The sequence below is a fragment of the Pseudomonas sp. MEJ108 genome (assembly GCF_030208985.1).
Lineage (GTDB): Bacteria > Pseudomonadota > Gammaproteobacteria > Pseudomonadales > Pseudomonadaceae > Aquipseudomonas > Aquipseudomonas fragariae.
The window spans coordinates 74,468-87,753 of sequence record NZ_JARVSW010000004.1; the positions used below are offsets into that span (position 1 = coordinate 74,468).

General features: G+C 62.5%; 3 protein-coding genes (1 of these 3 cut by a window edge). 1 reads left to right on the forward strand and 2 read right to left on the reverse strand.

The features are described 5' to 3' along the window. Together QRN50_RS01475 and QRN50_RS01480 are read right to left on the reverse strand one after the other, a co-directional pair. A protein-coding gene (locus QRN50_RS01475) for a non-ribosomal peptide synthetase (RefSeq protein ID WP_096126740.1) crosses the window boundary here: on the reverse strand, nt 1-2,720 show its beginning. 15,061 nt of this gene lie to the left of the window's left edge; the window shows 2,720 of its 17,781 coding nt (coding positions 1-2,720); it begins with the start codon at nt 2,718-2,720; the stop codon falls past the left edge of the window. Further along, nucleotides 2,717-12,214 carry a non-ribosomal peptide synthetase gene (locus tag QRN50_RS01480; protein WP_096126741.1) on the reverse strand — a complete coding sequence of 3,166 codons (9,498 nt, stop codon included), beginning with the start codon at nt 12,212-12,214 and terminating at the stop codon, nt 2,717-2,719. The genes QRN50_RS01475 and QRN50_RS01480 overlap by 4 nt, the downstream gene beginning before the upstream one ends. A 289-nt stretch (nt 12,215-12,503) precedes the next feature. Between QRN50_RS01480 and QRN50_RS01485 the strand changes: the two genes are divergently transcribed. Continuing rightward, nucleotides 12,504-13,277, forward strand: a complete 774-nt coding sequence (locus QRN50_RS01485; RefSeq protein WP_024641576.1) for a helix-turn-helix transcriptional regulator — start codon at nt 12,504-12,506, stop codon at nt 13,275-13,277. Nucleotides 13,278-13,286 lie beyond the last annotated feature (9 nt).

Here is a 13,286-nt window from a genome sequence, read left to right on the forward strand (position 1 = left end):
AACGGGTCATGCACAAAGCGTTCGGCAGTCAGTTGCGGCTGATTCAGGTAACCGCGGGCCACACTGTCGCCACCGATATACAGCTCACCCGGCACCCCGAGCGGGACCAGCTGTTGGCGCTCATCAAGCAGATAAATCGACGTGTTGGCGACCGGCTTGCCGATATCCAGACTGCCATCGGGCAATAAACGACCGGAGGTGGCGACCACTGTGGCTTCGGTGGGACCATAATTGTTGATCACCGCAAAGCCTGGATCGCGATGGAACTGGCGCAGCCGGTCACCGCCGATCAGCAGCGTGCGCAGGGTTGGATGACGCAGATTGCGACTGAAGGCGTATTCGGCCACGGGTGTGGGCAGAAAAGCGACCTGCAATGGCTGGGCGATCCACCAGTCAAGCAGCGCATCGAGCTGTTCATTGCCGATCTCGGCCGGTGGCAGGTGCAGCGTCGCCCCGGCGCACAAGGCTGGCCAGATTTCCCAGGCCATGGCGTCGAACCCGAAGCCCGCCACGCTGGCGGTATGACTGCCCGCACGCAGATCGAAGGCCTCACGGTGCCAGTCGATCAGATTGTTCAGCGTGCGATGTTCGACCATTACGCCCTTGGGCTGGCCGGTCGAACCCGAGGTGTAGATCACGTAGGCGAGATGGGTCGAATCGAGCGCGTCGATGTGAGGGTTGTCTTGCTGCTCTGGCCAGCTTGCCAGGTCCAGTTCGATCAGCGGTGTGTTCAATCCCGCCAAACCCAACCCTTGCAGGCGTTCGACAAAGGCCGGTTGAGCCAACACCGCAACCGGCGCGCTGTCGCCGAGCAGATAGGCAATGCGCTCGTCCGGGTGCGCCGGATCGACCGGCACATAGCCCGCACCGGCCTTGAGCACCGCCAGCAAGCCGACCAGCGTCTCCAGGCTGCGTCGTGCCACCACCGCCACGCGGTCATCGGGTTGTACGTCAAGACCGATCAAATGATGAGCGAGCGCATTGGCGCGCGCGTTCAGCTCGCGGTAGCTCAGGTGTTGTGCACCTACCTGTGCGGCAACAGCATCAGGCTGCTGCTCTGCCAGTTGCTCGATGCGCTGATGAATCGTCAGTCTGCGTTCGTAGTCGGCACGTCGGTCATTGAAGTCCAGCAGCAATCGCGCACGCTCGCTGGCGGGCACGATATCAAGCTGATCGACCGGCATCTGTGGCGTCTGCTCCAGCGCATCGACCACGCTTTCCATGGTCCATTGCATATAGGCGCAAATATTGTGCGGGTCGATGCCTGCGGTGGCCTGTGCCGTCAAGCCAAAGGCTTCGCCCAGATCATCGACGCTCAGCACCAGCGGATAATTGCTGCGCTCCTGAGCCTGCAGCACCTCAATGCCTTGCCATGTTTCACCGGACGCCTGCGCCGGCGCGCTGTGGCGGTAGTTGAGCAATGCGTTGAACAACGGCGTCGGCGCTTTTACCCCACTGCAGCGCTGCGCCAGTGCCAGCGGTGCGTGTTCGTGGCGCATCAGCGCGGTCAGGCGCTGGTGGGTGGCGCGCACTGCGGCTTGCACGCCCTGCTCGTCCAGATCGAGGCGCAGCGGCAAGGTGTTGATGAAGATACCCAGCGCCCGCTCTGTGGCTTCGGCACCCAGCAGGCGCCCCATCAGCACGGTGCCGAACACAACCCGCGACTGTCCGGCGAGGCCCGCCAGCACCCGTGCCCAGCCCAGGTGGAACAGGCTGGCGACACTGATGCCCAGGGTTCGCGACTGAGCGCGCAGGCGCTGACACAATTGCTGATCGAGGGTGATGCTGTGTTCTTCGATTGCATCGCCCTCACCGCTCAAATCCTGCAGACCGTAGGCCAGCGTCGGTTCGTCGAGATCACCCAGCATCTCGCGGAAAAACGCTTCATGCTGAGCCTCGCTGACACCCAGCAGCGCTTGCCCGACATAGTTGCGAAACGGTACCGGCACGCCCAGCATTTCGGCTTGTCCCGACAGACAGGCCTGGACCTCATGGCGCACGACCTCAAGAGCGCTATGGTCCATGGCAATGTGGTGGAACAGCAGCGTAGCCTCGACCCGCTGGCCTGCTACGGGTGCATGGCAGACCAGGCGCATCAGCGGGGCCTGGCCCAGATCCATCGTCAGGTCTGCCGCGAGCGGCGAGCTGTCGACTTTCAGTTCAGCGTGGCGCCAGACCACCTGCACCGGGGTTTCCAGCCCCTTCCAGTGTACTGAGGTGCGCAGAATGTCATGCCGGGTGATGACGCTTTGCAGCGCCTCGGCGAACGCGTCCCGACGCGCCTGATCAGAAAAGGCGAATTGCACCTGCATGACATAGGGATCGCCTTGGGTGGCGCTGACGTGGTGATAAAGAATGCCTTGCTGCAGCGGCGCCAGCGGGTAGATGTCCTGGACATTCGCGGCACCTCCCGGTATCGCGTCCATCAACAGGTCGATAGCCGCCTGATCAAGCTTCACCAGCGTCAACATTTCAGGGGTGATTCGCTCGCAACCCTGCTCGATGCCGTTGTCTGGCAATGCCGGTGCACCACGCTTGCCGTTCTGATAATCGCCTTGTTCGATGAGCTCGATCAGCGCCGGCTTATGCTCACGCAGATGCTCCAGCAAGCCGTTATCGGTCAAGGCACGGCGATTGCCCTGCACCACCAGTTGACCGTCCTTGACCGTCAGGTGGATTTCGTGAGCTTTGAGTGTCGCCAAGAGTTCGTTGATGCTCACAGGGTAATCTCCATGTTCTCTGTGATGGCTGCGTAGCCCGCCAGCGTAGGTTGTTCGAAAAGCGCCCGGACGTCGGCCTCGATGCCTTCCTGGCGCAGGCGCGCAGTCAGGCTCACCGCCAGCAGCGAATGACCGCCCAGCTCGAAAAAGTTGTCGTGACGGCCTACCTGCCCGACCCCGAGCAGTTCGCTCCAGAGCCTGGCCAGCAAGACTTCGGTTTCGCCTTGCGGTGCTTCATAAGGGCGGGTCAGGAGCGCATCCTGCCCGGGCGCAGGCAGCGCCTTGCGATCCAGCTTGCCGTTGGGGCTCAGCGGCATGGCGTCCAGATGCACGAACAGTGCGGGCACCATGTAATCCGGCAACTGCGCACGCAGCACTTCACGCAAGGTCTCGACCGGCAACTGTGTGCCGGTGTAATAGGCCACCAGCCGTTGCCCGCCCGGTTGCTCGTCGCGCACCAGCACGATGGCCTGTTCGATGCCCGGATGGCTGATCAGGCAGGCCTGAATATCGCCCGGTTCGATGCGTAATCCGTGGATCTTCACCTGATCGTCATTGCGGCCAAGGAACTTGAGGTTGCCGTCTGCCCGCTGGCGTACCAGATCACCACTGCGGTACAGGCGGTCGCCTGCTACGAAAGGGCTGTCGATAAAACGTTCGGCATCGGTCTTCGGCAGGTTCAGATAGCCACGCGTCACCCCGGCACCGCCGATATGCAGCTGGCCGATAACCCCCTGCGGTACGGGCTGGTCATAAGCGTCGAGCACATACAGCCGTGTGTTGCTGATCGGACGCCCGATAGGCAGGGCAATGTCCGGCACGGCTTGGTCGGGTTGCAGCGTCCAGACACTGCAATCGACTGTGGTTTCGGTCGGGCCATACACGTTGTGCAGGCGCACCTCCGGCAAACGTTTGCGCAGCTGCGCGGCCATCTCCACGGTCAGCTCACCGCCCCCGCAGACAACGTCGGTCAAGCTGCTGCACGCGCTGCTCTGCGGCAGATCGAGGAACTGCTGTAACAGCGCAGGAACGAACTGCACCACGCTGACCTGGCGCTCCTGAATCACTTGCGCCAGGTAGGCAGGATCGCGCTGGCCGTCAGGGCGGGCCAGCACCAGTGGAATACCGCTGCTCAGGGGCCAGAAGATCTCCCAGACCGAGGCGTCGAAGCTGATCGGGGTCTTTTGCAGCAAGACCGTGCCCGAGGCAGGTGGGCACAACACCGAGCTCCACTGCACCAGGTTGCTGACATTACGGTGCTCGACCATCACCCCTTTCGGCGTGCCGGTGGAACCCGAGGTGTAAATCACATACGCCAGATGCTCTGCCGTCAGGCCGGGAACACGCGGATTCTGATCACGCTGCGCGTCCCAGGTCACGCTGTCCAGATCGATCCGCAGCGCGTGCTCGTCGTCGAGCAGATCACGGGTACTGCCCTGTACCAGCAAGGCGACCGGCGTGCTGTCCTTGACCATGTACTGCAAACGCTCGCGCGGGTAACCCGGATCCAGTGGTACGTAAGCGCCACCGGCCTTGAGGATCGCCAGCAGCCCGATCACCATCGACAGGCCGCGCTCGACACAGATCGCTACCCGTTGATCAGGCCGCACGCCCAGATCGATCAGGTGATGCGCCAGGCAGTTGGCCTGCTCGTTGAGCTGGCGATAGCTCAATTGCGCACGTCCGGCGCGCAGGGCAATTGCCTGCGGCGTGCGTACTGCCTGGGCTTCGAACAGTCCGTGCAGGGTTTGCTGAAGATCGTGATGGATCGCCGTGGCGTTGAAGTCGACGAGCGAGCGCTGTAGCTCTTCAGCGCCGAGTACCGAGAGATGCTGCACCGGCAGATCCGGCTGGCCTTCAAGGGCGTCAAGCATGGCCGTCAGCGTCTGCTGCACATAAGCACAGATACGTTGCGCCCCTACCCGGGGTGGCACGGTAACGCTCAGGCGCAGGCTGTCGCCCAGGTCGTCGACGTTGAGGCTCAACGGGTAGTTGGTGTGCTTCTCGCTGGTCAGAATTTCCAGGCCTTGCCATGCGTCGAGCTGCGCATCCTGTTGCGCCTGGCCTGCGGCGTGTCGATAGTTGAGGATTGCACTGAACAACGGCAATGGCGCTGCCACCCCGCTCCAGCGCTGTGCCTGAGCCAGGGATGCGTGCTCATGGCCAAGCAGTGCCGCCAGTCGGGCATGCGTGTCGCGTGCTCCGTCGCGTACGCTGATGTTGCCCAGATCGACCCGCAGCGGCAGCGTATTGATGAACATCCCCATGCCACGATCAGCACCCGCACCGCCCTGCAGACGACCCAGCAGCACGGTGCCGAATACCACGCGGTCATTGCCGGTGGCCGCGCCCAGAACCCGCGCCCACGCCAGATGCAACAGGCTGGCGACGCTGACACCCAGTTGCCGCGCCTGAGTGCGCAGGCGCTGTAGCAACGCATCGGGCAGCATCTGCGGGGCTTCCTCGATGCAATGACCGTCACCCTGCACATCGCGCAGATCGAATGGCAATGTCGGCTCGTCTATATCGCCCAGTTGCTCGCGGAAATACGCCTCATGCTCCGCTTCGCTGACACCCAGACGCGCCTGGGCCACATAGTTGCGATACGGCACGGCGGGCTGCGTCGGACCCGGCTCGCCGCGCAGATGGGCGAGCATTTCCTCACGCATGACTTCCAGCGCAGTGGCGTCCACCACAATGTGATGGAACAGCAGTGTTGCCGACAGGCCAGGACCGGTCGCGTCCGGGCAGTAGGCCAGACGGATCAGCGGCGCACAGCTCAAGTCCATGCGTGCCGAACCCGCCGGGGTGTCGATTTGCGCCATTGGCACACGCTCGACAAGCAGATCCGCCTGGCGCCAGACCACCTGTTGCGGCGTCTCCAGCCCATCCCAGACGATCGCCGTACGCAGACTGTCGTGCCGGGCGATGACTTCGCGCAAGGCAGCGGCCACCGCCTCAAGACGCTCCTGACTGTCGACGTTCATGCGCAATTGCAGCAAGTACGGGTCGCCCTGCTCGGCAGTCAGATGGTGATAGAGGATGCCTTCCTGCAGGGGCGCCAGCGGGTAGATTTCCTGAACATTGGCCGCGCCGCCAGGCACTGTGGCGACAATGCGCTCAATGGTCGTCTGGTCGAGCTGTGACAGGCTCAGCAGGTCCGGCGTGATGTATGTGCAGCCCGCCGGAACGCGATTGAGCGGCGTCGGGATTTCACGCCCTTTGCCCACCGATGCGGCCAGCGCGGCGACGGTCGGCTGACCGAGCAGGACGCGTACATCGACGCTGAGCCCGGCATTGCGCAGGCGCTCGACCAGACTGACCGCCAGCAGCGAATGGCCGCCCAGTTCAAAGAAGTTGTCATGCCGGCCGACTTTTTCCAGGCCAAGCACGTGCGCCCAGAGATCAGCCATGAGGATCTCTGTTTCACCCACGGGTGCCGCGTAGGCCTGGCTGGTCAGCGCTTCCAGCTCAGGGTCCGGCAAGGCCCGGCGGTCGAGCTTGCCATGGCTGGTCAGCGGCAGCGCGTCCAGGCGTGTGAAGGCCAGCGGCACCATGTGTGCGGGAAGACGTGCACGCAACGCCTCGCGCAGCGCTTCGGGTTCGACGGGCGCGCTTTCGGTGAACCAGGCCAGCAAACGTTCACCGCGCACCAGCACCACGGCGTCCTGCACCTCGGCCTGACTGGCCAGCGCCGTCTCGATTTCGCCCAGTTCGATGCGCATGCCGCGGATTTTCACCTGGTCGTCATTGCGTCCCAGGTAGTCGAGGCTGCCATCGGCATTCCAGCGCACCAGATCGCCACTGCGATACAGGCGCGCCTGCGTTGCGGCGCTGAACGGGTCGGCGATAAAACGCTCTTCGGTCATTTGCGGACGATTCAGATACCCACGGGCAACCCCCGCGCCACCGATATACAGCTCGCCGATGACACCCACCGGCACCGGCTGCAACTGCTCGTCCAGCACATACACGCGAGTGTTGGCGATCGGGCCGCCGATATGCAACGGCCCGCACGGCTGCACGGCACCAGAGGTCGCCACCACAGTGGTTTCAGTCGGGCCGTAGTTGTTGATCACGGAGAAGCCAGGGTCGCTGTCGAACTGACGCAAACGGTCGCCACCGATCAGCAGCGTGCGCAACGTCGGGTGCTGGCGCGGGCGTCTGAAGGCCTGTTCGGCCACCGGGGTCGGCAGGAAACCGACCTGAAGTGGCTGTTCCAGCCACCAGTCGAGCAACTCATCGACGTGCTCGTTGCCGACCTCGGCCGGTGGCAGATGCAGCACCGCACCGGCACACAGCGCTGGCCACACTTCCCAGGCCATCGCATCGAAGCCGAAACCGGCCACGCTCGCCGTATGACTGCCAGCCTGCAGAGCGAACGCCTGGCAATGCCAGTGCACCAGATTGACCAGCGTGCAGTGCTCGACCATGACGCCCTTGGGCTGGCCGGTGGAGCCGGAGGTGTAGATAACATAAGCCAGTTTTTGCGCATCAAGGCCCGCAACGCAGGGGTTATTGCCGGAAGAACCCAGCCAGTCCGCCTGCTCGATGTTCACCCGTTCAGTATCGCCGGCCAGATCGTGGGTCGAGTTTTCAGTCAGAACCACGCGAGGCGTACTGTCCTGCAGCAGGTAGGCAATACGCTCGGCCGGATAGACCGGGTCGACCGGCACGTAGGCCGCACCGGCCTTGAGCACCGCCAACATGGCAACCAGGCGTGCGGGACCACGGTGCAGGCACAGGGCGATGCGTTCATCGGTTTTGACGCCCAGGCCAATCAGATGATGGGCCAGGCGATTGGCGCGCTCGTTGAGCTGAGCGTAGGTCAGTACATGCCCCCCCTGAATCACCGCAGGGCTGTGCGGCTGGCTGGCAGCCTGCGCTTCGATCAACGCGTTGACGGTGCAGTCTTGCGGGAACGGCTGCTCGCTGCCGTTGAAATCGAGCAACAGATGGTTGCGCTCTGCCGCGTCAAGAATCGGAACGTTTTCCAGCCGCAGCGGCAGCGCCTGTTCCAGCGTGTCCAGCAGATGCTCCAGCGTGTTGAGCACCCAGCCAGTGATACGCTCGGCACCCATACCCTGCTGCGCCAGCATATGCAGGTCGAAACCTTCGCCCAGATCGTCCACACAAAGGGTCAGCGGATAGTTGCTGCGTACATCACCACCGAGCACCCGCACGCCTTGCCAGAGCCCCTCGCCGTCCTGCGGTTTTACCTCAGCGCTGTGACGATAATTGAGCAACGCACTGAACAGCGGTGAACCTGAAGCCACCGCGCTGCAACCCTGAGCGAGTACCAGCGAAGCCTGCTCGTGAGCGATCAACGCAGACAGCCTGGCGTGAACCGCCTTGACGGCTGAACGAGTGTCCAGCGCTGTATCCACGCGCAGCGGCAAGGTATTGATAAAAACACCGAGCGCCCGATCAGCGCCCTCACCACCCATGCGTCCCAGCAACACAGTGCCGAACACCACGTCGCGACGATTGGCAAGTACGCCCAGAACCCGCGCCCATACAACGTGCATCAGACTTGCAGCGCTCACCCCGAGCAGGCGTGCCTGCTCGCGCAGCCGCAGGGCCAGTTCAGGGTCCAGAGCACGTCGCTCCTCTTCGATGTCACTGCCGCCGACGTGCACGTCCTGTATGCCGAAAGGCAGGGTTGGCTCGTCGACGTCACCGAGCATTTCAGTGAAAAACGCTGTGTGGCTTGCCTCGTCATTGGCCAGGCGTACTTGCGCCACGTAATTGCGATACGGCACCGGCGTCTTCAGGTCATAGCGGTGACCGAACAGCAACGCCTGCATCTCGCGGCTGACGATCTCCATCGCAGTGTTATCCAGCACCAGGTGATGAAAGAGCAGAATGGCAACGGTTTCGCCGCTCGACGATTGCTGGGCATGCACCAGACGCATCAAGGGAGCCTGAGTCAGATCCAGTCGATGATGACGGGCGTCGAACTGGCGTTGCAGGCGATCGATAACGGTCGATTCGGGGTCTTCGGCTTCGAACTCGATGGCCTGTACCGTCAGCTCGGCGTTACGCCAGACCACCTGTTGCGGGCTTTCCAGCCCTTGCCACACCACCGAGGTGCGCAGGATATCGTGGCGGTCGATGACTTCCTGCAAGGCTGCGGCCCAACTGTACAGGCGCTCTGGCGTGTCGAACGCCAGACGCCATTGCAGCAGATAGGGATCGCCCTGTTCTGCGGTCAGGTGGTGATAGAGAATGCCTTCCTGCAACGGTGCCAGCGGGTAGATCTCCTGCACATTGGCAGCACCACCCGGCACGCTGGCGACGATGCGATCGATGGCTGACTGTTCAAGCGACACCAGACTCAACATGCCCGGAGTGATCTGCTTGCAGCCTGCCGGAATAAGGTTTGTCGGCACCTTGAAGGTGCTGACGTCCGCCTGGCATGCCGCCAGAGCGGCCAGTGTCGGCTGGCTGAGCAGCACATGCACATCCGCCTTGAGTCCGGCCTTGCGCAGTTGCTCCACCAGATTGACGGCCAGCAGGGAATGGCCGCCCAGTTCGAAAAAGTTGTCTTTCCGCCCTACGCGCTGGATGCCCAGCACCTGCGCCCAGATGGCCGCCATGGCGATTTCCACTTCGCCCTGCGGTGCTTCATAAGCGTTGCCGAGCAGGTACGCCGGGTCCGGATCAGGCAGCGCACGACGATCAAGTTTGCCGTTGGCCGTCAATGGCAGCGACGCCAGCCGGGTAAACGCGCGCGGCACCATGTAGCCCGGCAGGCGTGCGCGCATTGCCGGTGCCAGCGTGTCGATGTCGACCGTGGAGGTTTCAGTGAACCAGGCCAGCAGATGGAGATCGCGAACCAGCACGACTGCGTCTTTCACGCCGTCCAGACTGGCCAGCACCGCCTCGATTTCGCCCAGCTCGATGCGCATGCCACGAATCTTCACCTGGTCGTCGTTACGCCCCAGGTAATCCAGGCTACCGTCGCGGTTCCAGCGCACCAGATCGCCACTGCGGTACATGCGCGCCTGCGGCATATCGCTGAACGGGTCGACAACAAAGCGCTCGTCGGTGAGTTGCGGCTGGTTCAGATAGCCCCGCGCAACACCCTCACCGCCAATGTAAAGCTCACCGGGAACACCGACGGGCATCGCTTGCAAGTGCTCATCGAGTACGTAAACACGGGTGTTGGCGATGGGGCCGCCAATGTGCAGCGAGCCGTTGGCCAGCACTTGACCGGAGGTAGCGACAACGGTGGTTTCGGTCGGACCATAGTTGTTGACCACGGTATAACGGCGGTTGTGAGTGAACTGCCGCAGGCGATCGCCGCCGATCAGCAGGGTGCGCAAGGTCGGATGGTCCTGGCTCTGGCTGAACGCATACTCGGCCACCGGGGTGGGCAGAAAGCTCACGTCCAGCGGTTGGGCGCGCCACCAGTCGAGCATGGCTTCAATGTCCTCGCCACTTTCCTGGACCGGTGCCAGGTGCAGGGTTGCGCCAGCGCACAGGGTCGGCCAGACCTCCCAGGCCATCGCATCAAAACCGAAGCCGGCCAGGCACGAGGTATGACTGCTCGCCTTCACATCGAAAGCCTGGCAGTGCCAGTCAACCAGATTGGCCAGGGTTCGATGCTCCACCATCACGCCCTTGGGCTGGCCAGTGGAGCCGGATGTGTAAATGACGTAAACCAGATTGTCGCTGCTCAGCCCCGCTACCTGCGGATTGTTCTCGGCGCCCTGGCCGTCGATGCAGTGGTCCAGCTCGATCAGTGGCACTGCCAGCGGCGGCAGACGCTTGATCAGCGAAGACAGGGTCAGCACCACCACCGGTGCACTGTCACTGAGCAGATAGTGCAGGCGTTCGCGCGGGTGCGACGGATCGATGGGCACATAAGCCGCCCCCGCCTTGAGAATGGCCAGCAGCCCTACCAGGGTTTCCAGACCACGGCGCGAAACGATTGCCACGCGATCGTCGGGACGTACGCCCTGGTAGATCAGACGCTGAGCCAGGGCATTGGCCTGGCGGTTGAGTTGCGCGTAGGTCAGGTGTTGCCCCTGAAAAATCGCCGCCACGGCATAGGGGCGAGTACGGGCCTGTTGTTCGATGCGTCGATGAATCAGTTGCTCGTCGCCCGTAACGCGTTCAGTCTGGTTCCAGGCTGTTAGCTGCAATTGTTCGGCAGGTACTGACAGGTGGAAGTCCTGAATCTTCAGTGCCGGGTTTTCCAGCCCCTGCTCCAGAATGTGCAGCAAACGCCCGGCAATCGCCTGGGCCTCGTCATCTTCGATCCAGGCACGGTGGTGAACCAGGTGCAGTGAGGCTTCGTCGTTGCAACTGTTGCTGCGCAAGTGCACGGCCAGCGGCGTCGCCTCGTAGCCATTGGACACTTTTACAGTCTGCGCCTGCGCATCGGTGTAGCAGTAACCATGGTCTTCCAGCTCGTAGGACACCGACACTTCGAACAGTTGCGCCCTTCCCTCACGTGACAATTCGAGGCTGCGATTGAGCTCGCTCAAGGGGAAGCGCTGATGACGGAAGTCACGTTTCAGTGCGTCGCGCACTTCGACCACCAAGGCAGCGAAGTCCAGCCCGTCGTCGAAGGCCATGCGCACGGCACTGACCTGAGCGAAGTGACCCAGCGTCGCCTTGAAGCGCGCGCCACTGCGATTGAGCAGCGGCAGCCCGACAATCCACTCGTCGCGTTGCGCCGTGCGCGCGAAATAGACATGCAGAACCGCCAGCAGTACATGAAACGCAGACGCGTTGTGGCGCTCGGCGAATTGTTTCATGCGCGCATGCAAGGTGCCCGGAAGCGGCTGCACCCAGGCGTGGGATGGCGCCGGGTCCGTCGCCCGGCGGTTGTGATAGCGCGACACCAGCAACGGCTCAGGCAGATCACGGTATTTTTCCAGCCAATAGGCCCTGTCCAGCGAATAGCGTTCTGACGCCTGATACCGTGCATCGTCTGCAATGAAGGCGCTATACCCCGGTGCAACCAGCTCAAGGTCTTTGCCTGCCATCAATGCGCTGTAAAGCTCGCCAAGAGACTTGAACAATTGCCCAAAACCCCAGCCATCGAGAATCAGATGGTGGGCCTGGCCTGCCAGCCAGTAGCGGTCATCAGCCAGACGGATCAGGCAGAAGTCGAGCAACGGGCTGCCATCGAGCACGTACGGGCGGCGCATGTTGTCATTGATCAGTGCTCGCGCTGCCTGTTCCGGCTCGGGATAACCGCTGACGTCGTGCAACGGCAAGGACACCGGCAAGCAAGCCGCGTATGACTGAAGCGGCATGCCATCCGCTCCGGCACCGGGCATCAGGACCGTGCGCAGCACTTCATGTGCGCAAACCAGTTGCTCCAGCGCCTTGTGCAGCGTCACCGGGTCGACCGCTCCAGACAGTTGCAGGTAGCCGCCGATGTTATAAAGCGGGGAGTCACCGCGACTGATCTGATCAAGCCAGACGTCGCGCTGAGCAGCGGTCAATGGGTAGGTTGCGGCGCTGGTGGCGAGCATGGCTCAAGGTCCTTCTTGGCGGGTAGGCAGCGGATTAAGCACTGCCGTCCCACCTGTGTATGGCCCCTTTAACCCGGACAGTGCCGTACGGCCAAATGCCACCGCAGATACACTTTCAGCGCATTGCAATCCTGTCCCTGTTTTTTGTTACAGACGCAGGATGAAAGGTTAGGCTGAATACCCGGAGACCAAGTGCCATCATCAGGCTTATCAGTAAGTGCAATCAGTAGTTGCCGCGCAGCAGTCGACATGGTCCGTTTTTGCGCGGTCGGAATCAGGAAAGCTCAAGATGAACACGGCGCAACATTTCGAGTACCACGACGACCCACGCTTCTATCTGCAACTGGCCAAACTGGTGTCCAGTACGGGCGACGAGACCTTTGCCGGGCACATGCTGCAATTGGTGGATTCGCTGGTGCCCATTCACGGGCTTGGCCTCAGTGAATGGACGCTGGACCTGCGCGAGAGCAGCATCAGTCGTATCAATCCGCTGGGCAGCGCGGGCCTGAAGCATGACCCTCCCGGCAGCGAGGCCATCGACCATCCTCTGCTATCCAGCATTCTGCACATGCAGGACCCGTTGTTGATTCAGCTCAAGACTCCGCTGAGCGCGCAACACCCTCAGCACAACACCCACCAGTGCAATCTGGTGTCCAGCCACGGTGAACGTCGGCTGATCATCTGTTTTTATCGACTGACCGCGTTGCGGGCGTTTTCCCTGACAGAGTTGTCCTTGCTCAAGAGCCTCTCCGACACGCTGTTGCCGCTGGTCGAGCACCACGCGCAGAGCCTTGCTCAGTCCAGCCACAATGCCACGCGCCTCGAGCCGGAGCCGGGCTCGCTGGATCAGGCCTTCAGTGGCAGGCTCGCACAGGGCTCGGTGACACTGTCAGCACGCGAACAGGAAGTCTGCCTGGGCCTGCTGACCGGCGGCACCGTGGCTGAAATGGCGCAGCGCCTCAAGGTCAAGAACAGTTCGGTGGAAACCTACCTCAAACGCGCCACCGCCAAGCTGGGCGTCAGCGGACGACATGGCCTGGCGCGCTGGATGGCAGGTGATTGAAGCGCCTGT